Genomic DNA, 26,286 nt, shown 5'->3' with positions numbered 1-26,286 from the left:
TTTGCCAAAAATGAAAACCAAAAATAGAAACAATATCTGTTTTTACATACCAGTACCTACCAGTTTTTTGTATATTGCACCAAAATCCATTTTGTATGAATATAATTTCTATCCAAAGTAATATTGGTTTGCCAAAATACAGACAGATTATTCTCTCCGTAGAGAAAGCAATTGAGGAAGAAAAATTGGTAAAAGGCGATCGGCTTCCGTCTGTCAATAAAGTTTGCCTGGCATTTTCGCTGTCACGTGATACGGTATTGTTGGGATATGACGAGCTTAAAAAAAGAGGTATTATTTATGCCATTCCGGGTAAAGGGTATTATGTTAAAAGCGTTGAAATCAATATCAAACAAAAGATTTTTTTACTTTTTGATGAGTTAAACAGTTTCAAAGAAGACATCTATAATTCGTTTATACAGAATATTGGAAAGAACGTTCAGGTTGATATTTTCTTTCATCACTTTAATGTTCAGGTATTTCAAAAACTGATTACTGACAGTAACGGAAATTACACCAAGTACATCATCATGCCTACCAATTTAACCGATGTGGCAGAGGCGATAAAAAACCTACCAGTAGGGGAGGTTATCATATTGGATCAGACCAATCCGGATTTGAAATTGTATCCGGCAGTTTATCAAAATCACGAAAAAGATATTTTTGAAGGTTTAGTTAAAGGGAAATCACGAATGGATAAGTACAAAAAACTTATTTTGATTTTTCCGGGATTTAGAGAACCGTTGGGAATGAAAACCGGTTTTATTGCTTTTTGTACAAAGTACGATTTTAAGTTTGATATCATCACAGAATTTACAAACGGAGAAATCAATGCAGGTGATTTGTACATTATACCAAACGATCGTGATTTGGTTCGCGTTATTGAAAATGCCCAATCGCAAAGCCTTAAACTTGGAACGGATTTCGGAATTATTTCTTATAACGAAACTCCTTTGAAAAAGATTGTGGCTAACGGCATTGCCACCATTTCGACCGATTTTGAAATGATGGGAGAAATTTTAGCCGATATGGTGCTTCACGGACACAAGCAGCAGATAGAAAATAAATCATCTCTTTTGATTCGAAACTCATTATAATTATTCCGTTTGCGCTTCCGGATTTAAGAAATTACGGACTGATTATTTTACAAGTTTAAAACAAAATTGTTGCGTAGTTTTTCCTCGTATTTTTCTTTATTGAAAGTGTAGAGATACGATCCTTTTCGGGAAGACTGCATGTCTTTTTCGTCCAGTTTGTTCAGGATTCCCATCGTATTAATCTTAGTGATAAAGTTTCTTTTGTCCAGTTCTTTGCTCAAAATAGCTTCGTACAACTCCAATAATTGGCGCATGGTGAATTTCTCAGGAAGTAATTCAAAACCAATTGGCTTAATCGAAGTTTTATAACGTAATATTCTGATCGCTTGCTGCACCATTTCGTTATGATCAAAAATTAAACTCGGAGCATCGGCAACACTAAACCATTGCGCATGATAATTTTCAATAAGTTCGGCATTGTGATCTTCAATATTAATCAAAGCATAGTACGAAACTGAAATGGTTCTTTCTAAGGGGTCACGATCAATTTCGCTGTAGGCATAAAGTTGTTCCATATACACATCGTTTAATCCCGTATACATTTTTAAAACTCTTATCGCAGCATTGTCGAGTACTTCGTCTTGCTTTAATAAACCTCCCATCAAAGACCATTTTCCTTTTTCAGGCTCGAATCCTCTTTTGATTAAGAGAATTTTCAAACCTTCGCGATCAAACCCAAAAATAATACAATCTACTGCTAATAAAACTTTATCTGCAGAGCTATAACTGTTAAGCATATTCAAATTTTTAGTGGTAAATATATAATCCTGTTAATTTCGTTTCTCAATTTTTTAAACGTTGTGTATACACTTAATAAATGTAACCGTCTGTAAAAGTTACATTAACTGCTTTGATTGAGACTTCTGCTACAAAAGTAATGGTTTTTTAATGCTAAAATCATTATTAAAGCGGTCATTTTTTAACCTTTTTCACAAGTTTTTTTAAATAAAATATCATTTTACATAGCAAAGCGTCACTTTTACACAATAAAATAAGAAGATAATTCTTACTTGTTGTAAATGCTTTCAGGACCGTTTTTTGCTGCTAAATTGCTTCCGAAGCGAAACGAGTTGGCGTTGTCAATTGATCAATTTTTGAACCAAGGATGCATCAGAGAAATGAAAAAATATTCCTGAAAAAGAAAGATGATTCTGATAGGACCTGGTGAAAGGAAATAGAATTTATAACAAAGAAAACATTGCGGTATTTCCTTACGGCTCTAAGGCAAATATTGGTTTAATCCCAGTAAAATAGAGACTATATCGTGATTTTTTTTGCTTTTTTAAAAGGCAAATTACCAGAATATTACACAAGCAGATTTAAAAATACAGCACAAATTTTAAAAATTCTTAATTTTATTTAGTCTAAATAAGATAGTTTTGCGTCATATTTTTATTTCTATGGAAAAGCAATATCTAAACATTAACGCCAAAAATTTCCCGGAGATTTATGATTTGTATTGGAATGAACTGTTTTGTTTTTGCAGACATCATGTCGGCGACGAAGAAGCAGCAAAGGAAATCGTACAGCAAATTTTCATCAGTATCTGGGAAAGACGGGAACAGCTACAAATCGAAACTTCCGTCAGAGCATATTTATACGGTGCTGCAAAACTCAAAATAGTAGAATATCATCGAAAGCAGGTTACTAAAAAGAAGCACGAAAGTACTCATTTTGCCGAAATGAATAAAGTTTCCAACAATACAGAAGAGCACATTTTGCATAAAGATTTGCTTCGGGAATTACAGTTGGCCATCAGCACACTTCCGGAACGTTGCAGGCAGGTATATTTGATGAGCAGAGAAGACGGGATGGACAATCGCTCTATTGCCGCCTCTCTTGTTATTACAGAGAAAGCCGTTGAAGGAAATATCACAAGAGCGCTTAGGCATATTCGCGACCATTTAAAAGTTTTTCGCAGTTTGGTCATTTTTTTTACTCCCCTATGTAGGGTTAGCGAGGACTTGTGCAACTACATCATTATATAACAAAACCAAGACTGTGTTTATTACATCCGATTTATTAGAAAAATATGCGCGAAAGGAATGCAATGCTGCCGAAAGGGTAACAGTGGAGCAATGGTTAAGTGTTATAGATTTAGAACGTGAAGTTATTACCTCTCCGCAACAAGCCGGGTTAAAAGAAGAGATCTGGAGCAATATTGCTTCCAGAACGATTCTTGCAAAACCAAAATCTCAGAACAGATTTCTTTATGCTGCCCTAACAACTGCGGCCTGTGTGTTATTTGGGATTGTCAGTTTACATTACTACAATTCATCAACATTTGCTTCGCAGATTTTAGTGAACAATTTAAACGGTCAGGAGATTAAGAAAATAAATATTGGCAGTTTATCTTTTTTGGTTGAGCCGGGCAGCCAGTGCAACATTTCAATGGATTTTTTGGGTGAGGCAAGCGATGTTAAGTTTTGCGGAGCCGTTTCGGTTATTAGCGATTCGGCAAAAGTACAGGAATTTAATATTGGCACCGGAACTTCAGGTTGTACAACGGTGTATCAGGACAAGGTAAAACTGCAAAAAGGACAAACGTATCTCGCCATGACAGATGCTGACTATGAGGTAATAACAGCAACCAGAGATGAAATCGCCGAAGGTTTACCAAGAGTATTTAGCTCCAGATTGTCGGAACGTTTTAAGTTATAAGAAAATAGAAATAAGAAGAATAGAGAAAAAAAACCGATATATCTGAAAAAGAGAAGTTATTGGTTTTGGGAACAAATTATCAGTGATGCAATTTAAAAGATTTTTTTTAACGGTTATTTTAATGATCATATGTACTGCAGTTTATGCTCAGAATAATGGGAATGCCAGTTTTACAGGTTATATACTTGACGATAACAATCAGCCTGTTGCCGGTGCCGAAATTCAATTGCAAAATACTGCTGTAGTAGTGAAAAGTAATAGCTCAGGGAAATTTGTTTTTCAAAATATTGCATCAGGAAAGTATCAGTTAGTGGTATCGATGACGGGTTATCAAATCCGGGAAATGGCTGTTGTTGTCGGACAGAATCAAAAAGAAGAAATTGTTATAGCGTTAAAATCGAATTCGGTTGTGTTAAATTCTGTTGATTTGTTTGGCAAAACGATTGAAACCAAAATCAAAGAACAGCCGTTTGCCGTTTCTGTTATCAGTACAAAAAAATTAGCCGAACGCGATGTCGATTTAAATCGTTTAATGGATGGAGTATCCGGTATTCGCGTACAGGAATCCGGTGGAATGGGCTCTGAAACCAATTATTCGATTAATGGATTATCCGGTAAAGCAGTAAAGTTCTTTGTAGATGGAATTCCGATGGAAAACTTCGGATCATCCTTCAGCATCAACAATTTTTCCATCAATACACTCGAAAGAATCGAAATCTATAAAGGAGTTACTCCGGTGTCCTTTGGTGCCGATGCACTTGGAGGTTCTGTAAACCTTGTAACACGCAGCCGTCTTAAAAATTATATCGATGTGTCGCAAACCGTAGGGTCATTTAATACCTATCGTACAGCAGTTTCCGGAAAATGGAGAAATGAATCCGGTTTTACGTTGCAAACCAATTCTTTTTTTAATTATTCTGATAATAATTATCCCGTTTGGGGGCCAACGGTAGAAGTTGCGGGAGAAAATGGAAGACCTATTCCCGGTTATCCAAGATTCAGAAGATTTAATGACGATTATAAATCATACACCATGAGAGCTGATATTGGGTTTACCAATGTCAAATGGGCAGATGCCTTGCTGTTAGGTTTTACTTTAGCAGATCAGGACAGAGGAATACAGACCGGAAGAACAATGGCTTATGTGTATGGAGACGTGCGCTATAATGAGAAGTTTGTTATGCCTTCTCTGCGCTATTCTAAGAAAGGCTTTTTGTTTTCAAATTTAGATGTAGATCTGTATGCTTCTATAAACAAGTTAAGAGGTACAACTACAGATACCAGTTCTTATAAATACAACTGGACAGGAAAACCTATCGGAACAGTAGATGGAGAATTGGGCGGAATCAGATCAGGTAAGTCCATTTATTCGTTTCAGGATCGTACACAGTTAGCCAGAATTAATTTTGTATATCACCTAAAAGAAAATCAGGAGGTTAACTTAAATTATGTGTTTACCGGAACCAGAAGAAAAGGCAGTGACGCTATTGCCGAAGCTGATTGGACAATTCCGCTTCGACAACCTCAGGATCTGAACAAACATATCGCAGGTTTATCGTATGAGATTTCTTCATTTGAGGATCGTTGGAAGAATATTTTCTTTACAAAGTATTTTGCTTATGAAGCCAATGCTGTTGTATTTGATTACAATGGCGGGAGTTCTAAGGAAACTTTTTATCAGAATACAAAAGACAATGCATGGGCTTTTGGATACACCTCTAAATGGTTATTACCAAAAGACTATACCATAAAATTTTCTGCTGAAAATACTGCCCGGTTACCTGAAGCCATAGAGCTTCTGGGCAATGGTAATACGATTGTAAATGCACCGGATTTACAGCCTGAAAGAAGTTTCAATGTGAATGCATCCCTTCAGAAAACAATCCGTAATACGGTTCAGAATGTAAATTTTGGTCTTAATGTTTTTTTCAGAGACACCAAAAATCTGATTTGGTTAACAGAGGGAGATCTGATGGGAACCGCCCGCTACGAAAATTTAGGAAAAATACGTACGCTTGGGGTTGAGGTTGAAGCCAATTATGCCCGAAAGCAATGGCTTGAAACATCATTTAATTTTACCTATCAGGATATCAGAAACATGCAGCGTTTTGAAGGAAACGGTGCTCCAAATCATGTTTATAGAGACCGATTACGAAATACGCCTTATGTAATGGCAAATGCAGAGGCGAGATTATTCCTGGATGAGATGTTTCAAATGAAACCGAAAATTTCATTTTTTGTTAGCACACATTATGTTCATCAGTATTACTTAGGCTGGCCAAGTCTGGGAGAAGCACGCGAGAAAATGTACATTCCAACCCAGTTCGTTCAGGATGCCGGTTTTGGTTACACTTTTGGAAACGGACGTTACAGTGCCAATTTCGCCTGCCGTAATATTTTAGACAAGCAAGTTTATGACAATTACTTACTGCAAAAGCCGGGAAGGTTTTTCAGTTTGAAACTAAGATATTTTTTACAATAACCAATTAAATTTAAAATCAATGAAAATGAAATCGTTCTTAAGGAAAACAACATTTATGGTTTCTGCTGTTACTGTGTTTGCTGCAGTTGTAAGTTCTTGCAGTTCAAAGTCAGATGAAGTAGAAGCCGAAACGGCACAGCATTTTACAATTGCCAGCTGGACTCAGGATTTGCAATATATCGCATCGGTACCTTCATTAGCAGAAGGATCTTTAACTTTTAAAGGTAAAGGTATTGAGGCTAACGGATCTCGTTATATCTGGCACAAACAGTATGTTTATTTGATGAACCTTCCGCAGAAAAAATTCATCCAATACGAAATGGGTAAAGACGGAAGCTTAAAAGAAAAAGGGGCTATACTTACAGACGGAGTGGTTCCGAATTACTTTCAATCGCTGAATATTGTAGACGATAATACCATGTTGGTTCTTGGAGGACTGGATATCAATAATGGTACTGTGGGCTGGGCCAGAATCAAACTAAGTGATTTCACGATCGAAGCGAAAGGAACATTGGCCGTACCATACGACGCTGCTAAAAAAGGAGTTCAGTTTTCTGTCGGAAGAGCATTCGTAGACAATGGAAAGCTTATTCTTGGAGGTTATTTTTATGATAACGAATCAAAATCATATACTGTTGATGGCGTAAGAGCTTTAGTTTATGATTATCCTGCAATGAATAACTTAAAAGTAATCAAAAGTACTGCAACTGAAGGTGGAGTGGGTTATGACTACTTAAATTCATTAGACAAAGACGAAGAAGGAAACCATTACTTTGTAGCGAGTGCCGGTAAATTCTGGACAGGTGTAGGCGGAAAATCAGGAGTGGTACGTATTAAAAAAGGTGCAGCAGATTTTGATAAAGATTATTTTATTGATGTGACAACACCATTAGGAAAACAAGCCTGTTTGATGGGAATTAATTATGTAGGTAACGGAATTGCAATTGGTACCGTTCAATACGAAGAGTTAATGACTTCAGTAAGAGACCGTTTAAAAAACGTAGGGCAGTTGGTTAGAATTGATTTGAAAAACAAAACAGTTTCGTTGATTAATACACCTTTAAGCCCGGTTTCAATGGTGCGTTCACCATTGGTATACAAAGGAAAGTATTACACCGCAATTAGTCCTGTTGATGCTGTAGCCTCAATTTACGAAGTTGATCCTGCTACAGGAGCTTTCAAAAAAGGAACTACTTTAGATGGCGGAGGTTCTGTTACAGTTAATTTAATAGCTCCACATCCAACAAAATAATAGTAAACTCAAGTTTGTAATTGAGTAAGTATGGCCGGAAGAAATTCCGGCCATTTTTTGTTTGGGATGAGTTTGTAAAGAACGTCACATTCAGATAAGACTAATTCGTAAACCATATAAAATCTTAACTTCGCAAGAACAAAAATGCAATCGTGATGAAACATTTATTCAAGGCAGCCGTAAAATGGACTTTTAAAGAAAAAGGAGAAGACGCAACAAAAAGATTTTACAGCAAAAGTCATCAGATTACCATAGAAGGGAAACCAGTTTTAAATGTTTCGGCTGCCAAAGCTTTTAAAGGAGATCCTGAATTGTATAATCCCGAAGATTTATTGCTGAGCAGTCTCGTTTCCTGTCACATGATGTCCTATCTGTATGTATGTTCTCAAAACGGAATAGAAGTTCTGGAATATTCAGATCATGCAGAAGCAACCCTTGAAGTTTCTCCTGATGGAAGTGGGCGCTTTGTTGTCGTTCACCTCTACCCAAAAGTAAAAATTGCAAACGCCGATCAGATTGAACTGGCCAATGCACTTCATACCAAGGCCAACCAACTGTGTTTTATTGCCAATTCTTGCAATTTTCCTGTTTCACATCATGGGAGCTGTGAGGTTTAGAACCTTTATTTCTGTTAGTGAACTTCTGTGATTTTAAAGCAACAGCAAATAAGTAGAAGTCTCAACTTTACAGTTATATTATTTTCGGGCCACTTTACTAGCCGAATTTTTAATTTCGAACAGTTTCATTATTTCATTGGCTTTCTCGATCTGATTAATTTCTTTTAAGGATTGTGCATAGCGGTAATAATACATGGCCTCCAGATCAGCATTCATTTCAATAAGCTGGCCATAATATTTAGCAGCCGTAACCAAATCACCTTCAAAATAAGCTCTGTCAGCCACTTTTGCAAGCATTTCCGGTGTTTTGTAACCTTTGTCGATTACTTTTTCGTAGGTTGTTACCACATCTACATTGATGTATTTCTGAGGTTTAGTGGGAGCAATTACCGCGACTTTAACGGGGTTAATGACATTGGTAATCGTTTTAGAAACAGTTTTAGGCTGCAAGTTTTCTTCCGCTATTTTTACTTTTGCTTTTCCATAAATGGGAGTTACTGTTCGGGTGTTGTTCGGACCCAGATTGTAGGTATCGATCATACTTATTTTTGGGACTTCGTATTGGGTAATTCTTTTTCCAAAAGCCATATTAACGGTTTCTTCGACATAATAGCCCACAATAACAAGTCCGTCTTTAGGGGTGCCGTCCAATAGTAAAGTTGCGTTTTCGATTGCTGCCGGAGTGGGAGCTGAATGCTGACCAAATGAGTTAAACGAAAAAACAGGCACCATAATGAGTAAAAGTGTTGCATACGTTTTCATGATGTTTAAATTAGTTTGTTGAAAATATCAGAACTTTACTTAAAGGTACTTATAGTTCTTTGGTATATTTTATTTAATCTACCAACGACCTTTTAAAAACGTTAAAACGCTCTTTTGGACTGCTTAATCCTTCTAAATATTCCTGATTTTAAGACAGGTTTTTTCTGTTTCCTGATCAGTAAAAGGTTTCTGCACTCCTTGCGTAAACCTTTGCGCTCTTTGCGGTTAAAAAATAGCCCACGGATTGTACGGATTCGTTTCACGAAAATGCAGATGTACACAGATTTTTTTATATTATTTGTCTGAAGATAATCTTTATTCTTAATGTTATAAGTTCTTTTTATATGTCCTTTAGAAATCCGTTTTTATCAGCGTTTTCGTAAAGCGAATCTGCGTAATCCGTGTTCCTTTTTTTAGTGCTAATTTGTATTCAACATTTCGATACTGGCTTTTTCGATTTCCTGATCGGTAAAAGGATCTAAGGCTTTTGCCAGCATTTTACTGGTTTTAATACAGCTGATCATTTTGGTTCGCAGATCGAGATCGTCTCCAATTTCGGTTTTAAGGATCTCTTCGAAAATCTCGGTTAAATAAGCGGGCTGATCTCTAAATTCTCCTTCCATCCAGAGTGTCGATACAAATTGAGCTACAGCAGTTACTACGTTATTTTGATCTTTAGGGCTTTGACTTTCTTTTGACATGGCGTTTAGTTTACGGTCATTAATTATACGAAAAAACGTACTTTTGTTTGGTAGGCGCAATTAAAGAATAGATTGTACTGTACCGAATCATTTTTAACGGTATTACACGGCAGTAAATCTGTTTTTTACGATGCGTGTTATCATACTTAATTATTATCTTTGAATTATGAGCACATTAACGAAACCAAATCATATAGGGCGAAAAATTAGCCGTATTCGTGAACTTAGAGACATGAAGCAGGAAGCATTGGCACAAGCGTTAGGCACAAACCAACAAGCTATCTCTGCTATGGAAAACAGTGAAACAATTGATGAAGAAAAACTGATAGAAGTAGCAAAAGCACTTGGTGTAACAGCAGAAGCTATTAAAAATTTCTCTGAAGAAAATATGATTAATTATTTCAACACCTTTAATGATACTGATTTTAGCAATAGCCAAGGGGCTTTCAGTCAAAATCATCAATGCTCATTCAATCCTCTTGATAAAGTGGTGGAGCTTTACGAACGTTTGGTTTTGGCTGAGAAAGAGAAAGTAGAATATTTAGAAAAATTATTGAAAGAGAAGTAATTCTTTTTAAAACATATCATTTATATAAAAGAGAGATCTCAAACGAGATCTCTCTTTTTTTGTTTTAATGTGTCTGTTTGTATTTCAAAGTTTTTGTAACAAAAAATAAATTAAAAATATTTTGTTACAGTTTTTGAAACAAAATTGAAATTTTTTTAAAATTGTTACAGCTTTTGTAACAAATTGGAATAAAAAAATAATTTGTTACAGGTTCTTTTTGAAAATGAAATGGCAATCAAAGTTCGATTGATAAAGTTGTAGAACTTTACGATCGTTTGATTTAGGCTGAAAAGGATAAAGAGGAGTATTTAGAGAAGTTTATGAAAGGGAAGTAGGTCTTTTAAAGATATTTTCTTAAAAAAAAGAGGCTTTTAAGCCTCTTTTTTAGTTTGAACAAAAATCAACAAAACTTTTCAAATGCCTAAAAGAGGAATTGTATTATTCTTTCTATTTATTGCATTAAGACTACAATATTTTAATTTTGATCTTTTTTATCTATTAAAGCATTCTCACCAACCGTTAGCTTTCCATCAATTTTCTGAAGAAAAGGTATTTGATTTATAAACATATCAAAATCAGATTGAGAGACAAACCCTTCACCAATTAATTCAGTAAATAAATCACGACTATCCTTTAAAACCTCTAAACCTAGCTTTATATTTTCTAATTGTTTTCTTTTTAAATCTTCCTCGGATTGTTTAATATTTAATGCCTTTAAATAGAGTGAGTCTAAGTTTACACTTTGATCTAATTCTTGTTGTAATATTTTTTTCTCAACATTTATTTTCAGTTTTTCTTCCTTTATTTTTTCTTTCTCCTCATATTCTTTTTCTAATTTCCCTGACGCAAACTTCTTTGCACCTTCTAATAATTCACATGCATCATCTTTAGCTTTTTTAGAATTGAAATATGCTCTTAAAGTAACAACAAGTGATCCCTTTTTTATTTCTTCTATTTCAACTCTAACTCCTTCTATTTTATTTAATATTTCAATAAATTGATAAATAAATTCTAAAGGCTTATGAGTTTCGTTTTCTTTAGTTTTAAAATTTATTAAAATCTCACTTGATTCATAAAGTATATTATCGAAGAGATTGTTAACGTAAGAATATTCATATTCTAAGCTTGTGAGCCCTATAAAAGCCGTTTTTTTTATATTTTCTAAAGAAGATAAATTTCCGTTTAAATTATTGCTAATCGATAATCGATTAGTTACATCTACTAACTTGTTAAAGGCATTGTCATGTTGATAATGGTAAATACTATTGTTGAGCGTTTGAAAAGTATTAAAAGCTAAACCTAACATTTCATTTGATTGACTATGTATTAAAATTTTATTATAGTCTGACAATATTCGTTTAACATTATTTAAAATAAGAGAATTAAACTCTGTACTTAGATCTGTCAAATCCTGAACATTTCTTTCAAGTTTAAGAACTAGATTCTCTAATTTTTTTGATTCTTCAATAGAAGTTTCTCCACTTAAATTTAATCTTTCAACAGTTGACATAAAGTTGTCAAAAATATTCTCATCGTAATTTTCTGTTAAATCAAAATCAATAACTGTTTCTATCATTTTTTTTATTTTTTAATAGGTTCTGGAAATTCTGCAAATGTTCCGTTCCAAGGATAACTTTTACCATATACAATTGAATAAACGATATCTGGGTCTTCATTATTAATTTCCTCAAGAAAGTTTTCAGCATCACTTCTTGTAAGGAATGAATTTGCTAAATAAACAGGAAGCCTGTGTACTTGTTGCTTTTTAATTTTATATTCCATAATTGTCCAAATTTTTTAAATTAAAGTAAATATCTTATTAATTTTGTTATAAAAGATATTTGTTTATATTAAAAAAACATGAGGTAAGAACTTTAATTATCATTTTTCATTTGTGATTAAAGAATCATCAACATCTAATGTTTTTCTTTCTGAAAATATGAGGATATATTAGTTATGATACTTTTTGAGGCTACAAAAATGCTATAATGAAAATTACAACGCTTTTATCCTTACAAAACTCTAAGGTAATTAAACCCCTAATTTCTCAGCAAGATCAAAAAGAATTCTCAATCTATGATGCCGGCGGAATTTTTCCTTCTGCAATATATTTTAAACCAGTAATTCCCGGTAAAAACAAATACAAACTTCCATCAGTACGAATGAAACGGGTCAGACCTGGAACTTCGTTATAGGTGCCGTTTTTATTGAAAGCAAAAATGGAATCATAGGGATTGGTATCCGAAACTTGTGGACCAAATAGTGGATCAACACCGCTGTAATTTGGAGAATCATCGGGATTTCTGAAACCACCCATTTCTAACCAGAGTTTCGTAACGAAGCGAAATTGAAAATCGAGAACCGCTCCGATAAACAGTCCAACGAGTCCTCTTTGTATACCGGCTTTTTCATTAGGATCGTATACGGGACCATAAGGCGAAGCGCGTCTTACAATTCTGTGGGTTTCGGCATTGTTGTTGTTTCCGGTTACATTAAAATCGTCCCGTGGGTTTGCTCTTCGTATATGTGCTGCATAAGGACACTTTAACCCATTTTCGTCACTGCTTTGATCGCCATGCTGGTTTGGACTTGGTGCTAAATAATTGAAGTTCGTAAAATTGAAATTTTTAGAACTTGGTTCTCCCAGAGTTTTATCTTCTTTGTCAGGAGAGACTACAAGAGGAGTACCATCGCGCCAGCGTCCGCACATTTTGGCAGCCATTAGTTCTGGTGACGTTTTAGGGTCTGAATGGATGAATTTGTTGAACTTCGCTTCATCCTGATACAATAATCTAAATGCCGCAAAGGAACCGTTTACCAAAAGGGGGTGTGCATTATAATCATCGGCATCCGAACTTATTACAAAACGATCCAGAGGAACTTTTGGTCTGTCGTCGATACTGCTTATTCCCATTAATTTTTTTAGTTTGGGTTTGTTCCATACAATATCATCAATACGCGGCTGAGATAAACTGTCCCGATAACCAAAATGGACATAATCTGAATTGCCATCGACCGTTATAGGATCTGAATCCTGATAGTAAACCGGAATTACTGATGCTCCTCCCGATGCTGCTTTGGGAATCATTTGCAACAAATCGGTATAATATTTTTCTCTGTTTTTGGGTGTTAAAGTAAAAAGCGTTAATTGAATATGAAGATCACTGCCGTCCGGTTTCGGTTTTTGTTTTGGTATCCAGCCTCCGTTTTTCCACCAGTTAGCCGGAGCACTTTCGTTTGTGTCTCCCATTTCGGTTGCGTCAGCTATAGCTCCTTTTTTAAACGAAGCAAAGACTTCGGCACTTGAATCATCATTTATTTCGTCGCAATTGACTGTTCCTATGAGTTTTTCCAAACCCCAATACGTAAACCCGATATTCAGACAATAATCGGGTTTAATCATGTTTTCCCAAGGTTCAGCAGTGGTAATATGCAAACCTGTGGTACTATTTTGTGAAGCAAGACCGGCACAGAATTTTTTTGCTCCATTAATGTCTTTTATGCTTAGAATAATGTACCTGATATGGGGAAAATTATACCCTTTGAGTATTAATCCCTGCACATCATTCATCTCAGCCTGATTTGAATTGCTCATCTTTTATCGCAATAAGATTAGGGATTATTTGCAATCCGGTTTTTGGGCTTTTGGGAAACTGTAAGTGACATCACTTGGAGCCGGTGGCCATATTTCATTGGCTTTTGGATATTTATCAATAATCTTGGCGACTGTAAGACCCGGGAAATTGGTGCCAAAAGTATATTTTCCGTTTTTATCGCCGGCAGAAAAAACAGGATCTCCAAAATTATAACGCATTAGGAAACAAAAGAATGCTGCTGCATTTTTTTTAACTCCTTTCTTTTTTATGATATGTTTTGCTGAGGTCGGTCCGTCTGGGTCTACGCCGGGAATTCCTGTTTCATCTATTAAATGCAACAGACCATTTAAACCATTTACAACGGCGTCAATTTCAAAAAAAGCATTGATATAAGCATCAAATTGTCCGTCGTAGATTGACATTACCACCATTACGTCTTTTCCCGGAAAAGATTGAAATCCCGGAACCGGAATTCCCGGAGTAGGTTTTCCGTCTTCTTGTGCATAAATTGTAAAATAATGAACGCCAGTTGTTTTGCGGAGATCTCCGTTTGGAGCTGTTGCAGGAGCTGCAGCTTCTCTAATTAGCTGAGAAGCTTTTAGTGCCTCTGCCAAAAGGCCTTTTTTTAACGGAAGAAATAAAAATAGCAGATGTTGTTGCTCTGTAATAGGTACTGTAATTACTTGTGATGTTGACATGTTTTAATAGTTGATTTGTTTATCCTACTCTTTTCAGGCTTTTCGGAGGTGCCTCTTAATTGCTTAAGCAAGACGAATTTATGGATACTAAAAACAACTCATCCAAGTACTTATACCTGATTTAGACAAAAAAATAGCGCTTAACGTTCCTTGCGTAAACCTTTGCGCCTTTTGTGGTTAAAAAGATAGCCCACGGATTGTACGGATTCGTTTCACAAAAGCACGGATCAGCGCGGATTTTTATTATTGGTTACCGATAAAAGTTTTCTGCGTTCCTTGCGTAAGCCTTTGCGGTCTTTGCGGTTAAAAAATAGCCCACGGATTGTACGGATTCGTTTCACGAAAGCACGGATCAGCACGGATTTTTATTATTGGTTACCGATAAAAGGTTTCTGCGTTCCTTGCGTAAACCTTTGCGGTCTTTGCGGTTAAAAAAACAGCACACAGATTGTACGGATTCGTTTCACGAAAGCACGGATAAGTGCGGATTTTTATTATTGGTTACCGATAAAAGGTTTCTGCATTCCTTGCGTAAACCTTTGCGCTCTTTGCGGTTAAAATAAAAAAGCGCCACAATTTTCATTGCAGCGCTTCTTTATTTTTTAAAACTCTAAGGTAATTAAACCCCTAATTTCTTAGCAAGATCAGAAGGAATTCCTCCTTTGTTTACCATTAAGGCAGTTGTTTTGTATTTCACGAAGTTTTTAGTTACAAACAAGAAACCTTTGTAGTCGTTTGTTTCTCCCCATGAATTTTTAACGATGTAATATTCTTTTCCGGTTTGATCTTTGGCTAAACCAATGATGTGCATTCCGTGATCATCTGTTGTAGTGTAGTTGTCAAATGCTGTTTGACGCATTTCCGGTGTGATTTCCGGCTCGGCTTTTGGTCCGTTAAACATGTCTGCTTTTTCTTCAGCCGTCATATCGTCGAATTTTTTAGTCGCCACATAAGCTACACCATTTTTCCAGCTAAAGCTTTTCTCACTTACGTCAGTTGCCCATGCTACAGTGTATCCTTTTTTCAAAGCATTGTCGATAACATCTGTCATGTCGTTTACTTTTACGTTGTAAACCTGATCAAATGACCAGTTGTCCGGTACCATCATAGTTGTTTTTTGGTAGTACGGAGAAGTTGTGAAAGATGACATTTCGATATACTCATCAGGATTAATTCCTACTACTTCTTTAGCAAAAGATTGCGGAGTATAGTTTTTTCCTTTGTAAGTAAAGTTATCCGGTGTTTTTCCTAAATAAGAGTCGATAACAGCAGCGTATGCTTTTTGCCAGTTTGGAGTTAATTCTCCATTTGGATTTTTCACTACAGCAGCCAAAACTCCTTCGATAAGAGCGGCCATTTCGCCAAATTTATTTTTGTCGGTTCCGTAGTTTAATCCTGTGTAAACTTCTCTCGGAACAGTTCCGTATTTTTTGTACATATTAATTACATCGTGTAATGCACCACCGTCGCCTAAGCTAACCGCTCCGTGCATACGTACGTAATTGATTCCTTTTTCAACATAAACGTTTCTTGCCGAAAAAATCTGAGACAATTCAACCGGTTGTTTTCCTAAACGAATCATTTCTGATTCTAAGAAAGAGTTGGTCGAATAACTCCAGCAAGTTCCTGATGAACCCTGAGCTTTTACTGAGGTAGTTCCAAGATTAATAACTTCAGTGAATTTAAAGTTTTCTTTACTTTTTTCGCTTGCATTCAGTTTTAGTGAATTCACTAAAATGTCCTGTGCAAAACATCCAGTTGCCCCAACAAAAAATACAGAAGCTGCCAGTACTGATTTGAATGAAAATGTATTCATAATTTATGTTTAAGATTTTGATAAATTAGTCTCTCGTGTTTCTAATTTGTTACAAAACAATTAAATTTTAACTAATAAAACTAACCTGTAACCGTTAATTTTTATAAAATGTTTTTGTTAAGCTATATAAACTTACAAAATACGCAAAATACAAACAGCATCAAACCCTACCAGTTTTTCAACCGGTAGGGTTTGATGTTGATAGAGAATCTGCTAGGTAACCTCTTACTAGTTGCTAAGTCTTGAGGTTTTTTTGCCGTATTAGCATCTGTACAGATTTTAGATTTAGAAGTAGATAATTTTATTTTTTTGCTAGTCCGGGAGGAAATCCTGCCAGGATTTTTTTGACAGAGGACGCAATAAATTCCTCCGGATTGTTAGGTTGGCTGTCTATTTTTGCATTACCTATTCCTTGCCAGATCAGTTTTTTTGTTTTCGTTGATACAATATCGATGATTAGTGAGCCATCGACATAATCATAGGTGTTGACGAAGGTATTGGCGCCTCCCATCATGGCACCTCTACCCCAATATCCATACGGACGATACATGCCTCCATAGCCATAGAAGTCAGTGTTCGCCGATACTTCAGTTTTGTTTTTTAAGATTGATATGGCATTGATTTTTAGATCCGGGCTAGCTGTAGTTTCTGTAAAACCTTTACTCAGCATTTCGCTGCGGATGGCTTTTGTAACACGATCAACATTTAATTGACTAATCTGACCTTCCTGTTCTTTTAAGTCGTAAACAGCAAAAGTTTTATACTCGCTGAAATTGGTGTCACGATCGTAATCGGTGGTAACTCGTACAGTTGGAGAGCAGCTGTACAGTAAACCCAATAAAAACAGTGGGATTATACGAAGATTCTTTCTTTTAATATTCATCTTTTGGTATTTAAATTAATGATTAAATTAGTTTAATTTGATATTATTAAAATATTGATTAAATCCGGAGTATAGGTAAAGTTGTGTTAAATGAAAATAGTGGTGTTTGTTGTAAGTTGTTGTAATTTAGTTAATTGCTTCTCTATCAAAGATAAATGATTTTATTTAAATGGCATAATGCGAGGTCCTTGCTTTTGATGAAAAGAGGAGAGTATAATCAATTTTACTTATATTTTAGCCCAATGTTTTCTGATATAAATGCTGATGTAATATGAAAATAGTACAATGCAACAGGACTATTATCAATATACAATTGGTATTAAAATGCAGGAATAAAAAAAAAGCCACTCGATAATCGAATGGCTTTCCATGTAAACTTTAAGAAGTAAACTATTCTATTTCAGAAACTCTCATGGTGTTTACCATTCCTTTTTCTTTAATTGGCATTGCTGCAAGATTGATTAAATAATCTCCTTTTACAACATATCCTTTTTCTCTTGCAATTTCGTTAACATCAGTTACGGTATCATCTGTACTTTCGTCTTTGTCATAGAAGTAAGATCTTACTCCCCATAATAAATTCAATTGTGTCAGGATTCTTCTGTTTGAAGTAAATACTAAAATATGTGCAGATGGTCTCCAGGCTGAAATTTGGAAAGCAGTATAACCGCTGTTCGTCAAAGTACAAATTGCTTTTGCTTTGATTTCATTAGCCAATAAAGCTGCCTGATGACAAACTGTTTTAGTAACAAAACGTTTTGTTTTAATTTGCGGTGTGTTTTGCGGAACCTGAATAAGCGGAGAGTCTTCAACTGCCTCGCAAATTTGTGTCATTTTTTGAATAACCTGTACCGGATAGTTTCCTGTAGCCGTTTCACCTGACAGCATTACTGCATCAGCTCCATCCATTACCGAGTTAGCAACGTCGTTAACTTCAGCTCTTGTAGGCGTTAAACTGGTAATCATTGTTTCCATCATTTGTGTTGCAACGATAACCGGAATTCTTGCCGTTTTTGCTCTGCGGATCAGATCTTTTTGTACCAATGGTACTTCGTGAGCAGGAAGTTCAACTCCTAAATCTCCACGAGCAACCATTAAGGCATCACAATATGCTACAATTTTATCCATGTTCTCAAGAGCTTCCGGCATTTCAATTTTAGCTACAATTGGAATTTTATGTTCTGAATGTTTTGCGATTAATTCTTGAAGATCTTGTAAATCACGAGGTGTTTTTACAAAGGAAAGCGCAATCCAGTCTACTTTTTGTTCGATCGCGAAAATCGCATCAGCAATATCTTTTTCTGTTAAAGCCGGTAAAGAAATTTTAGTGTTTGGAAGATTAACTCCTTTTTTAGATTTTAATTCTCCTCCCTGAATTACTTTAGCGGTAACTTCTGTTTTTTTGTCTGTGGTAAGAATTTCGAAGATTAATTTACCGTCATCCAATAAAATACGTTCTCCCGGATTAACATCATTTGGGAAATTTTGATATTTCATGAATACTTTCTGAGCGTTTCCTATGATATCTTCAGCAGTTGTAAAAGTAATAACATCACCGTCATTTACTACTGTTCCTTCCTCCATTACCCCAACTCTAAGTTTTGGTCCCTGTAAATCACCTAAGATTGCAGTAGTGTAACCAAACTCTTCATTAAGACCTCTAATAATATTAATTTTATCTTTTACTCCGTCGTAATCAGCATGCGAAAAATTGATTCTAAACACATTAACCCCTGCCTCGATCATATCCTTGATAATCTCCCTCGTACTACATGCAGGCCCAAGTGTAGCAACAATTTTGGTTTTTTTGTTTGTTTTTAGCATTTTTTTTAAAAAATTAGATTGTTTTTTGATTTTATCTTGTCAGTATCTACAGCATAAATTGCTGCAATACTTTCTATTTTGTTTAATTGCTGTTGAATTTCTGAAAAGTCAAGAGCCTCTTCGCTATTGTCTATTTTCAGGAAAAAATCTACTTTTTTGAATTCAGGAAGTAAATGAATTGTTGTTGAAACCTCACTTGTTTCATTGGAAAACAAATCTTGAGAATCATTTTTACTCACTGAAATGATCTCATTTTTATTCTGAATCAGATTCCATGAAACTGCTTTTTCGGAGTCATAATAATAAAATCTCGAAAAATTTGCCTCGCCTTCTTTAGTCTGAGCATGGATCTCGTTTTTGCTCTTACTTAAGTTTATCGGAAGGTTTTTATTGATAAAATAGGCCAATCTGTAATCTTCTAATGAAGTGTGAATTGCCATTAAATAATAATCAATTTCGTCAAATTCGTCTAAATCCAATCTATGAATAGCCATGTCATGAAAAATAAAGTGTAAATATACTATTTCTAACGGAGCATCAATAGTTAAGAAGTGTATGTTTTTGTTAAATTATAAACGAAAACGTTATAGCTTTAAGATAGTTACAAGTGTTTTGTAGCTATTTCTTGTCTATTTTTTCCTGAAATGCAAAATATGCCCTTTGTGAGGCTTTTTCTTCTGCTTTCTTTTTTGAGGTTGCTCTTGCTCTTGCAATGACTTTATCGTCTATGCTTAATTTTACGCCAAACAAACGTTGGCCATCAATGCCGTTATCTTCAAAAATGTCGTAATGAAAGATTCTTTTTTCTTTCTGACACCATTCGATAACCAAACTTTTATAGCTAATTACTTTTCCTTCAAGTCGTGCTATATCGACATAAGGAGTGATCACTCTTTTTTGAATAAATTTTTCGCAAAACGAATATCCTTTATCCAGATAAATAGCTCCAATAAGAGATTCAAAAATATTACCATGAATATTTTCTCCAAAATGCTGAATAGGAACTTTGCTTTCTACAAATCGAACGAGATTGAGGTCTTTACCCAATTCATTCAAATGTTCGCGACTCACAATTTTCGAGCGCATTTTGGTAAGGTAACCTTCGTCGCCTTTGGGAGCTTTATTAAACAAATGTGCGGCGATAACGGCACTTAACATTGCGTCTCCTAAAAACTCCAAACGTTCGTAATTAATCGGATGTCCTGATTCGTCTAATTTATTGGAAGAGCGATGTGTAAATGCTTTCTTATAAAAATCGATAGAAACAGGCTGAAATCCAAGTATTTTCTGAATAGTGTCAAAAAAAATCCCGTCTTCTTGAGAACGGGATTTAGAAAATATTTTTTTGATAATATTCATATGCAGAAATTAGTCCACTAATTTTTTAAACAATACGCAAGCATTGTGTCCACCAAAACCAAAAGTGTTACTCATAGCAACATTTACCTCTCTTTTTTGAGGTTTGTTTAAGGTAAGATTCAATGAAGGATCAATGTTCTCATCCACTACAGTATGATTAATCGTTGGAGGTACAATTCCGTGTTGCATAGCCAGAATAGAAGCAATTGCTTCAATAGCTCCGGCAGCACCCAGTAAGTGACCTGTCATTGATTTTGTAGAGTTAATATTGATTGTTTTTGCATGATCTCCAAAAACAGCACTAATTGCTTTTAATTCCGCAACGTCTCCAAGAGGAGTAGAAGTTCCGTGTGTGTTGATGTGATCAACATCTTCAGGATTCATTCCGGCATCTCTTAAAGTATTTTTCATTACTGCAATAACCCCAATTCCTTCCGGATGTGGTGCTGTTAAGTGGTAAGCATCAGATGACATACCGCCACCGCCAATTTCACAGTAAATTTTTGCTCCTCTTGCTTTTGCATGTTCGTAATCTTCAAGAACTAATGCTCCGGCTCCTTCTCCTAATACAAAACCGTCTCTGGTTCCGTCAAAAGGTCTTGAAGCTGTTTCAGGGCTTTCGTTTCTTGTTGATAAAGCGTGCATAGAGTTAAAACCTCCCATACCTGCAATGGTAATGGCAGCTTCTGAACCACCGGATACAATAACATCACACATTCCTAAACGAATGTAGTTGAAAGCATCAATTAAAGCATTTGCAGAAGAGGCACATGCAGAAACAGTAGTATAATTTGGTCCCATATAACCGTTACGCATCGAAATGTGTGCAGGTGCTATATCGGCAATCATTTTAGGAATAAAAAACGGATTGAATTTTGGTGTTCCGTCTCCTTTAGCATAATAAATTACTTCTTCCTGGAAAGTTTCCAGACCACCAATTCCTGCTCCCCAGATAACACCAACTCTTGTTTTGTCTATATTATCATTAGTAAGTCCGGCATCTTTAATAGCTTCATCGCTTGCAGCAACTGCATATTGAGCGAATTTATCTAATCTACGAGATTCTTTACGATCCATAAAATCTTCAATATTGAAGTTTTTTACTTCACAGGCAAATTTCGTTTTATGCTTCTCTGTATCATAATATGTGATAGGAGCGGCTCCGCTAACTCCATTCACAAGTGCATTCCAATATTCCTGGATATTATTCCCGATAGGAGTAAGTGCACCTAATCCTGTTACAACAACTCGCCTTAATGCCATAAATATGTATTTTGTACTTTAAACAAATAAAACCCACGCTTTCTTAACTGTACTGTTTACTTAAGAGCCATGGGCATTACAATATAAATATATCTTTTTGATTGAAAATCAATCGAAATTTAATTTTGAGAAAAAATAATAACACCCGATCCTTAAAAATTTCAAATTTTAAAAAACAAATACCAATAACTGGAGTTTGGAATTTCAAAAAATGGGGATTTTTAGAAATCGGGTGCGGTATTATTATTTTTTAGCTTCTTCGATATAAGAAATAGCTTGACCAACAGTAGCAATGTTTTCTGCTTGATCGTCTGGAATTTGAATATCAAATTCTTTTTCGAATTCCATAATAAGCTCAACAGTGTCTAATGAGTCAGCTCCTAAATCATTAGTGAAGCTTGCTTCTGTTACAACTTCGTTTTCGTCAACACCTAATTTGTCTACGATAATCGCTTTTACTCTTGATGCAATGTCTGACATAATCTTTAATTTTAGAATTTAATTTGTTGGCAAAAATAAAAAACTTTATTTTAAAACAACTATTTAGTTTATAAATGTAACACTAATTTATAAAATTAATTTCAAGAAAGACTTTTTAAGACTATTTATTTTCGATTTTTATTCCGTTTTTTGCAGTCTAAAAATAAATTGGATTATGAAAAAAATTATTGTTTTTGCCTCAGGATCAGGGACTAATGCTGAAAACATTATAAAGTATTTTGAGAGAACCAAAATTGCGAAGGTCGTTTCGGTTTTTACAAATAACGCTTCGGCAAAAGTTATAGAAAGAGCAAAAAATCATCAAATTCCAGTCGAAATCTTCTCTAAAAACGAACTTTTGGAGCGAAATGTATTACAAAAAATACAAGAAATAGGTCCGGATCTGATAGTTCTTGCAGGTTTCCTGTTGAAATTTCCGGAGAACATAATAGAGCAATATCCCGATCAAATAATAAACATTCATCCTGCGCTTTTACCTAACTACGGGGGTAAAGGAATGTATGGAATGCACATACACAGGGCTGTAGTGGATAATAAAGAAAAAGAAACCGGAATCTCTATTCATTTTGTAAATGAAAATTATGACGAAGGCGGCATCATTTTTCAGAAAAGTGTGGCCTTAACCGAAGAAGATACCCCGGAAACTGTGGCTGAAAAGATTCATGAACTCGAACAAAAGTACTTTCCGGAAATTATTTCGAGATTATTAGAAGCTTAGGTTTCTTAGATTTCTTTTTTTTATGCTTAATGTTTTTTAGGTTTTGCTAAATCAAGGAAGTCTAAAAATCGAATAGTCTAACAATCCAACAATCTAGAATTCTAACAGTCTAAGAAATCTAACAATCTAAATATCTAAGAAGTCAAAAAAAAAATGAGTCACGAAGTACATATATATACAGATGGTGCTGCAAAAGGGAATCCCGGAAACGGGGGGTACGGAGTGGTGATGGAATTGGTTGGAACTCCGCATAAGAAAGAATTCTATGAAGGGTTTCGCCTTACTACTAATAACCGAATGGAGCTTTTGGCTGTAATTGTGGGGCTTGAAAAGCTAAAAAAGCCCAATATGAAGGTTCTGGTGGTTTCAGATTCTAAATATGTCATCGATTCTGTGGTAAAGAAATGGGTCTTTGGTTGGGAGAAAAAAAACTATGCCGGTAAGAAAAACCCGGATTTGTGGAAACGCTTCCTGATTATTTACCGCAAACATCAGGTCGATTTTAAATGGATTAAAGGACATAACAATCATCCGCAGAACGAACGCTGTGATGAGTTGGCTGTTATGGCATCGATGCAGAAAAAACTTTCTGTAGACGTTTATTACGAAACCATAGGTTCAAAGTCATAAAAAAACGCGTCGAAAACAATTCTTTCGACGCGTTTTTTTGTTGTTAAAAGTATTACGGACTGTTTTTACTCTTTGTCTAAGTCTTTTGCTTTGCTGAATCCGGCAAGTAAACCAACTCCTGCCATAATAAAAATAATAGAAGGGTATACTGCTGAATCTTCCAGTGAAGTGTAGGTTGTAATCAGTAAAGCAACGAAAATCCCAACTCCGCTTCCTATTAATAAGAAGGCAAGGTTTAAAACAAGCACCTTCCAGGTTGGAACGCCTTTTCCGCTTCCTTTTAAAAAGATACTGGCATCAACGCCTTTTTCTATAAGCGCTAAGCGCTCTCTGTTTCTGGTGGAATAAATAAGATAAATAATCCCGAAGATCATTAGAAACAGGCTTATTGGTACTAAAATTTCTGGTCCCATATTTTTTATTGTTTAATTGATTGATACTCCATAGGACGACAGCTTTAAAATTTAGGTTACAACTTTAGGTGAAAAAAAATCAAAAAACAAATTCCAAATTCCAAAACATGCTGATTATGAGTTAATTTTGAATATCGAAACTTTGACAAAGCGCTAATGTATTCAATAATCAGATTTTAGAACTTGAAACCTGAAACCTGAAACCTGGATTTTGAGATTTGGAATTTATTTTAAAATTCTTGTAACCTGCAATAATAAACTGTCGTCCTATATAATATGAGTACAATACCGGATCAACATTATATCGATAGAATTTTGCGAGGCGAGACCAATGCGTTTGCCGTGCTGGTAGATCGCTATAAAAATATGATCTTTACTCTGGCGCTTCAAATGGTTAAAAACAGAGAAGAGGCTGAAGAAGTTTCGCAAGACACTTTTATTAAAATTTATAATTCGTTGAGTAAATTTAAAGGAGATTCGAAATTTTCGACCTGGGTTTACAAAGTAGCTTATAATACGTGTCTGGATCGTTTGAAGAAAAATAAAAAAGAAGATCTGAATATTTCGATAGATGAATTTTCGGCACATTTAATTAAGACCATGGACAATGCTTTGAGTGCTTTAGAAGATAAAGAACGAAAGCAAACGATTCAGAACTGTTTGAATTTGCTGCCGGCAGAAGAGAATTTTTTATTGACTTTATTTTATTTCGAAGATCAGAGTTTAGAAGAAATTGGAAAAGTTATGGGAATTACAGCCAATAATGTTAAAGTGAAATTATTTAGAAGCCGACAAAAATTAGCTGTGATATTGAAAAAGCAATTAGAACCAGAAATAGTGTAATGCGATGAAAGAGAGCGATAAAAACATAGAAAATCTTATTGATAAAATGATGAGCGAAACCACTTTAGATTCGCCTTCAATTGATTTTACCTCAAAAGTAATGGCTCAGATTCAGGTAACTGAAAAGAGTGGAGCCAAAGTGTATAAACCTCTGATTTCTAAATCGACCTGGTTTATGATCGGCTTAGCTTTGATTGCTTTGATGGTTTACGCAGTATTCTTTGGCGGAACCAACAATAACCTGGAAATTGGAAAATCATATACGGATAAGATTTCGATGCTGTTTTCAGGAATACATTTATCTAAAAATGTTTTATATGCGATTTTAGTGGTTCCTTTTATGGTTTTGATTCAGGTTGGGGTTTTGAAAAATTATTTTGATAAAAAATATCAGGTATAAAACTGGTCTTAGTGTTGTAAATCAGTAAAAGCTTCAAAAGTATTTCGTAAAAATAAATCTTGTATTTTAAATCTGTAAAACATATTTTGACTTCCTAAAATATTATGGTGTAAGTATTTCATTTACAATTGTTTTGTGTCGAAAAACACTCTTGTTTATTTATGAAAATTTTGAGAACCTAAACCGTTGCAATATTGTAACTTATGAAGTATCTTTGCACCCTAATTCGAAATTCATAAAATGAATAAATTATTGATTGTTGGAACGGTTGCTTTCGACGCGATTGAAACTCCTTTCGGAAAAACAGATAAAATATTAGGTGGTGCTGCGACTTACATTGGTTTATCAGCATCTTTTTTCAACCTGCAATCGGCTATTGTTTCTGTAGTTGGAGACGATTTCCCTCAAGAACATTTGGATTTATTGACTTCAAAAAATATTGATATCTCAGGTATCGAAATTGTAAAAGGCGGTAAAACATTTTTCTGGAGCGGTTTGTACCACAACGATCTTAATTCCAGAGATACTTTAGTAACAGAACTTAATGTTTTGGCTGATTTCCAACCAAAAGTTCCTCAAAACTATAAAGATGCCGATGTGGTGATGTTAGGAAACTTACATCCATTAGTACAAAGCAGTGTTTTGGATCAGTTAGAGAAAAAACCAAAATTAGTAGTTTTAGATACTATGAACTTCTGGATGGACTGTGCTTTACCTGAATTGTTAGACGTTATCAAACGTGTTGACGTAATCACGATTAACGATGAAGAGGCAAGACAGCTTTCGGGAGAATATTCTTTAGTAAAAGCAGCAGCTAAAATCCAGGAATTGGGACCAAAATATGTGGTGATCAAAAAAGGAGAGCACGGTGCGCTTTTATTCCACAACAGAGAAGTATTCTTTGCTCCGGCATTACCATTAGAAGATGTTTTTGATCCAACAGGAGCGGGAGACACTTTCGCAGGTGGTTTCTCAGGATTCATTGCGCAAAGTGAAAACATTTCATTTGGCAATATGAAAAATGCAATAATCTACGGTTCAAATTTAGCATCATTCTGTGTAGAGAAATTTGGAACAGAAAGGATGGAGAGCTTAAGCAAAGCTGAAGTAGCGATTCGATTACAGCAGTTTAAGTCGTTAACTCAGTTTGACATAGAAATATAATGCCCAAAAGCCTCGAATAATAACGGGGCTTTTTTATTACG

The 26,286-nt window shown here is 35.1% G+C and carries 27 protein-coding genes; 12 read left to right on the top strand and 15 right to left on the bottom strand.

The features are described from left to right. Window positions 1-95: 95 nt before the first annotated feature. Window positions 96-1,094 (top strand): GntR family transcriptional regulator, encoded by a 999-nt coding sequence (locus tag BHE19_RS04805; RefSeq protein ID WP_017496928.1) that lies wholly within the window; start codon window positions 96-98, stop codon window positions 1,092-1,094. Window positions 1,095-1,141: 47 nt separating this feature from the next. On the opposite strand, the gene BHE19_RS04800 is transcribed toward BHE19_RS04805, so the two are convergent. Then, window positions 1,142-1,831, bottom strand: coding sequence for an NUDIX hydrolase (locus tag BHE19_RS04800; RefSeq protein ID WP_017496929.1), 690 nt, complete (start codon window positions 1,829-1,831; stop codon window positions 1,142-1,144). 663 nt (window positions 1,832-2,494) lie between these two features. On the opposite strand from BHE19_RS04800, the gene BHE19_RS04795 reads away from it, so the two are divergent. From BHE19_RS04795 to BHE19_RS04775, 5 genes are all read left to right on the top strand, one after another. Continuing rightward, window positions 2,495-3,082, top strand: coding sequence for an RNA polymerase sigma-70 factor (locus BHE19_RS04795; RefSeq protein ID WP_070906167.1), 588 nt, complete (start codon window positions 2,495-2,497; stop codon window positions 3,080-3,082). A 13-nt stretch (window positions 3,083-3,095) separates the two neighbouring features. Then, entirely contained in the window at window positions 3,096-3,755 is a 660-nt protein-coding gene (locus tag BHE19_RS04790) for a hypothetical protein (protein ID WP_017496931.1), read from the top strand. Between the two features lie 121 nt (window positions 3,756-3,876). Further along, complete coding sequence (locus BHE19_RS04785) at window positions 3,877-6,237, top strand: TonB-dependent receptor (RefSeq protein WP_165607902.1); 2,361 nt, start codon at window positions 3,877-3,879, stop codon at window positions 6,235-6,237. 25 nt (window positions 6,238-6,262) lie between these two features. Next, entirely contained in the window at window positions 6,263-7,489 is a 1,227-nt protein-coding gene (locus BHE19_RS04780; protein WP_233431356.1) for a DUF4374 domain-containing protein, read from the top strand. A 155-nt stretch (window positions 7,490-7,644) separates the two neighbouring features. After that, complete coding sequence (locus tag BHE19_RS04775) at window positions 7,645-8,106, top strand: OsmC family protein (protein ID WP_207544104.1); 462 nt, start codon at window positions 7,645-7,647, stop codon at window positions 8,104-8,106. A gap of 78 nt (window positions 8,107-8,184) precedes the next feature. Here the strand turns inward: BHE19_RS04775 and BHE19_RS04770 are convergent, their stop codons facing one another. After that, the gene (locus tag BHE19_RS04770; protein WP_017496936.1) at window positions 8,185-8,868 is read right to left on the bottom strand and encodes a tetratricopeptide repeat protein; all 684 of its coding nucleotides are present in this window, start codon (window positions 8,866-8,868) and stop codon (window positions 8,185-8,187) included. A gap of 419 nt (window positions 8,869-9,287) precedes the next feature. Then, window positions 9,288-9,569: a hypothetical protein gene (locus tag BHE19_RS04765; RefSeq protein WP_070906163.1), complete on the bottom strand. Its 282-nt coding sequence runs from the start codon at window positions 9,567-9,569 to the stop codon at window positions 9,288-9,290. Between the two features lie 166 nt (window positions 9,570-9,735). Here BHE19_RS04765 and BHE19_RS04760 point away from each other — a divergent pair, with 166 nt between their 5' ends. Continuing rightward, complete coding sequence (locus BHE19_RS04760) at window positions 9,736-10,137, top strand: helix-turn-helix domain-containing protein (RefSeq protein WP_070906162.1); 402 nt, start codon at window positions 9,736-9,738, stop codon at window positions 10,135-10,137. Window positions 10,138-10,612: 475 nt separating this feature from the next. Here the strand turns inward: BHE19_RS04760 and BHE19_RS04755 are convergent, their stop codons facing one another. The 11 genes from BHE19_RS04755 to BHE19_RS04705 form a co-directional block, all read right to left on the bottom strand. Beyond that, window positions 10,613-11,713, bottom strand: coding sequence for a hypothetical protein (locus BHE19_RS04755; protein ID WP_070906161.1), 1,101 nt, complete (start codon window positions 11,711-11,713; stop codon window positions 10,613-10,615). 5 nt (window positions 11,714-11,718) lie between these two features. After that, window positions 11,719-11,919 carry a hypothetical protein gene (locus tag BHE19_RS04750; protein ID WP_070906160.1) on the bottom strand — a complete coding sequence of 67 codons (201 nt, stop codon included), beginning with the start codon at window positions 11,917-11,919 and terminating at the stop codon, window positions 11,719-11,721. 292 nt (window positions 11,920-12,211) lie between these two features. Then, the gene (locus BHE19_RS04745; RefSeq protein ID WP_070906159.1) at window positions 12,212-13,732 is read right to left on the bottom strand and encodes a Dyp-type peroxidase; all 1,521 of its coding nucleotides are present in this window, start codon (window positions 13,730-13,732) and stop codon (window positions 12,212-12,214) included. A gap of 24 nt (window positions 13,733-13,756) precedes the next feature. Beyond that, window positions 13,757-14,431 carry a hypothetical protein gene (locus tag BHE19_RS04740; protein ID WP_070906158.1) on the bottom strand — a complete coding sequence of 225 codons (675 nt, stop codon included), beginning with the start codon at window positions 14,429-14,431 and terminating at the stop codon, window positions 13,757-13,759. Between the two features lie 619 nt (window positions 14,432-15,050). Next, entirely contained in the window at window positions 15,051-16,247 is a 1,197-nt protein-coding gene (locus tag BHE19_RS04735) for a C1 family peptidase (protein ID WP_017496941.1), read from the bottom strand. A 301-nt stretch (window positions 16,248-16,548) separates the two neighbouring features. Continuing rightward, window positions 16,549-17,130 carry a DUF4136 domain-containing protein gene (locus BHE19_RS04730; protein ID WP_017496942.1) on the bottom strand — a complete coding sequence of 194 codons (582 nt, stop codon included), beginning with the start codon at window positions 17,128-17,130 and terminating at the stop codon, window positions 16,549-16,551. A gap of 390 nt (window positions 17,131-17,520) precedes the next feature. Beyond that, complete coding sequence (pyk, locus tag BHE19_RS04725) at window positions 17,521-18,954, bottom strand: pyruvate kinase (protein WP_070906157.1); 1,434 nt, start codon at window positions 18,952-18,954, stop codon at window positions 17,521-17,523. A 5-nt stretch (window positions 18,955-18,959) separates the two neighbouring features. Beyond that, window positions 18,960-19,448, bottom strand: a complete 489-nt coding sequence (locus BHE19_RS04720) for an IPExxxVDY family protein (RefSeq protein ID WP_017496944.1) — start codon at window positions 19,446-19,448, stop codon at window positions 18,960-18,962. A 124-nt stretch (window positions 19,449-19,572) separates the two neighbouring features. Then, window positions 19,573-20,313: a ribonuclease III gene (rnc, locus tag BHE19_RS04715; protein ID WP_017496945.1), complete on the bottom strand. Its 741-nt coding sequence runs from the start codon at window positions 20,311-20,313 to the stop codon at window positions 19,573-19,575. 9 nt (window positions 20,314-20,322) lie between these two features. Further along, window positions 20,323-21,576 (bottom strand): beta-ketoacyl-ACP synthase II, encoded by a 1,254-nt coding sequence (gene fabF / locus BHE19_RS04710; protein WP_017496946.1) that lies wholly within the window; start codon window positions 21,574-21,576, stop codon window positions 20,323-20,325. 243 nt (window positions 21,577-21,819) lie between these two features. Further along, window positions 21,820-22,056 (bottom strand): acyl carrier protein, encoded by a 237-nt coding sequence (locus BHE19_RS04705; protein WP_007137004.1) that lies wholly within the window; start codon window positions 22,054-22,056, stop codon window positions 21,820-21,822. Window positions 22,057-22,231: 175 nt separating this feature from the next. Between BHE19_RS04705 and purN the strand changes: the two genes are divergently transcribed. Both purN and rnhA read left to right on the top strand, forming a co-directional pair. After that, entirely contained in the window at window positions 22,232-22,795 is a 564-nt protein-coding gene (gene purN, locus BHE19_RS04700) for a phosphoribosylglycinamide formyltransferase (RefSeq protein ID WP_070906156.1), read from the top strand. A 153-nt stretch (window positions 22,796-22,948) separates the two neighbouring features. Further along, on the top strand, window positions 22,949-23,425 hold the full coding sequence (gene rnhA, locus BHE19_RS04695; protein WP_070906155.1) for a ribonuclease HI: 477 nt from the start codon (window positions 22,949-22,951) through the stop codon (window positions 23,423-23,425). Between the two features lie 65 nt (window positions 23,426-23,490). Here the strand turns inward: rnhA and BHE19_RS04690 are convergent, their stop codons facing one another. Then, window positions 23,491-23,838 carry a DUF6249 domain-containing protein gene (locus BHE19_RS04690; RefSeq protein ID WP_026109770.1) on the bottom strand — a complete coding sequence of 116 codons (348 nt, stop codon included), beginning with the start codon at window positions 23,836-23,838 and terminating at the stop codon, window positions 23,491-23,493. A gap of 276 nt (window positions 23,839-24,114) precedes the next feature. On the opposite strand from BHE19_RS04690, the gene BHE19_RS04685 reads away from it, so the two are divergent. The 3 genes from BHE19_RS04685 to BHE19_RS04675 all read left to right on the top strand — a co-directional run bounded on the left by BHE19_RS04685 (window position 24,115) and on the right by BHE19_RS04675 (window position 26,245). Continuing rightward, window positions 24,115-24,681 carry an RNA polymerase sigma factor gene (locus BHE19_RS04685; protein ID WP_070906154.1) on the top strand — a complete coding sequence of 189 codons (567 nt, stop codon included), beginning with the start codon at window positions 24,115-24,117 and terminating at the stop codon, window positions 24,679-24,681. A gap of 4 nt (window positions 24,682-24,685) precedes the next feature. Further along, complete coding sequence (locus BHE19_RS04680; RefSeq protein WP_070906153.1) at window positions 24,686-25,081, top strand: hypothetical protein; 396 nt, start codon at window positions 24,686-24,688, stop codon at window positions 25,079-25,081. A gap of 240 nt (window positions 25,082-25,321) precedes the next feature. Continuing rightward, a complete protein-coding gene (locus tag BHE19_RS04675; protein WP_017494535.1) occupies window positions 25,322-26,245 on the top strand; it encodes a PfkB family carbohydrate kinase in 924 nt (307 codons plus the stop codon). The last annotated feature ends 41 nt before the right edge of the window (window positions 26,246-26,286 follow it).

Origin of the sequence: Flavobacterium tructae (genome assembly GCF_001853485.1) — a bacterium.
GTDB classification, from domain to species: Bacteria; Bacteroidota; Bacteroidia; order Flavobacteriales; family Flavobacteriaceae; genus Flavobacterium; species Flavobacterium tructae.
Note: the sequence above shows the minus strand (reverse complement) of the source record. Positions and strands in the feature narration are given on the sequence as shown.

Coding starts and splice junctions, on each gene's coding strand:
- BHE19_RS04805 (WP_017496928.1), top strand. CDS start 96: ATGAATATAATTTCTATCCAAAGTAATATTGGTTTGCCAAAATACAGA.
- BHE19_RS04800 (WP_017496929.1), bottom strand. CDS start 1,831: ATGCTTAACAGTTATAGCTCTGCAGATAAAGTTTTATTAGCAGTAGAT.
- BHE19_RS04795 (WP_070906167.1), top strand. CDS start 2,495: ATGGAAAAGCAATATCTAAACATTAACGCCAAAAATTTCCCGGAGATT.
- BHE19_RS04785 (WP_165607902.1), top strand. CDS start 3,877: ATGATCATATGTACTGCAGTTTATGCTCAGAATAATGGGAATGCCAGT.
- BHE19_RS04780 (WP_233431356.1), top strand. CDS start 6,263: ATGAAATCGTTCTTAAGGAAAACAACATTTATGGTTTCTGCTGTTACT.
- BHE19_RS04775 (WP_207544104.1), top strand. CDS start 7,645: ATGAAACATTTATTCAAGGCAGCCGTAAAATGGACTTTTAAAGAAAAA.
- BHE19_RS04770 (WP_017496936.1), bottom strand. CDS start 8,868: ATGAAAACGTATGCAACACTTTTACTCATTATGGTGCCTGTTTTTTCG.
- BHE19_RS04765 (WP_070906163.1), bottom strand. CDS start 9,569: ATGTCAAAAGAAAGTCAAAGCCCTAAAGATCAAAATAACGTAGTAACT.
- BHE19_RS04760 (WP_070906162.1), top strand. CDS start 9,736: ATGAGCACATTAACGAAACCAAATCATATAGGGCGAAAAATTAGCCGT.
- BHE19_RS04755 (WP_070906161.1), bottom strand. CDS start 11,713: ATGATAGAAACAGTTATTGATTTTGATTTAACAGAAAATTACGATGAG.
- BHE19_RS04750 (WP_070906160.1), bottom strand. CDS start 11,919: ATGGAATATAAAATTAAAAAGCAACAAGTACACAGGCTTCCTGTTTAT.
- BHE19_RS04745 (WP_070906159.1), bottom strand. CDS start 13,732: ATGAGCAATTCAAATCAGGCTGAGATGAATGATGTGCAGGGATTAATA.
- BHE19_RS04740 (WP_070906158.1), bottom strand. CDS start 14,431: ATGTCAACATCACAAGTAATTACAGTACCTATTACAGAGCAACAACAT.
- BHE19_RS04735 (WP_017496941.1), bottom strand. CDS start 16,247: ATGAATACATTTTCATTCAAATCAGTACTGGCAGCTTCTGTATTTTTT.
- BHE19_RS04730 (WP_017496942.1), bottom strand. CDS start 17,130: ATGAATATTAAAAGAAAGAATCTTCGTATAATCCCACTGTTTTTATTG.
- pyk (WP_070906157.1), bottom strand. CDS start 18,954: ATGCTAAAAACAAACAAAAAAACCAAAATTGTTGCTACACTTGGGCCT.
- BHE19_RS04720 (WP_017496944.1), bottom strand. CDS start 19,448: ATGGCTATTCATAGATTGGATTTAGACGAATTTGACGAAATTGATTAT.
- rnc (WP_017496945.1), bottom strand. CDS start 20,313: ATGAATATTATCAAAAAAATATTTTCTAAATCCCGTTCTCAAGAAGAC.
- fabF (WP_017496946.1), bottom strand. CDS start 21,576: ATGGCATTAAGGCGAGTTGTTGTAACAGGATTAGGTGCACTTACTCCT.
- BHE19_RS04705 (WP_007137004.1), bottom strand. CDS start 22,056: ATGTCAGACATTGCATCAAGAGTAAAAGCGATTATCGTAGACAAATTA.
- purN (WP_070906156.1), top strand. CDS start 22,232: ATGAAAAAAATTATTGTTTTTGCCTCAGGATCAGGGACTAATGCTGAA.
- rnhA (WP_070906155.1), top strand. CDS start 22,949: ATGAGTCACGAAGTACATATATATACAGATGGTGCTGCAAAAGGGAAT.
- BHE19_RS04690 (WP_026109770.1), bottom strand. CDS start 23,838: ATGGGACCAGAAATTTTAGTACCAATAAGCCTGTTTCTAATGATCTTC.
- BHE19_RS04685 (WP_070906154.1), top strand. CDS start 24,115: ATGAGTACAATACCGGATCAACATTATATCGATAGAATTTTGCGAGGC.
- BHE19_RS04680 (WP_070906153.1), top strand. CDS start 24,686: ATGAAAGAGAGCGATAAAAACATAGAAAATCTTATTGATAAAATGATG.
- BHE19_RS04675 (WP_017494535.1), top strand. CDS start 25,322: ATGAATAAATTATTGATTGTTGGAACGGTTGCTTTCGACGCGATTGAA.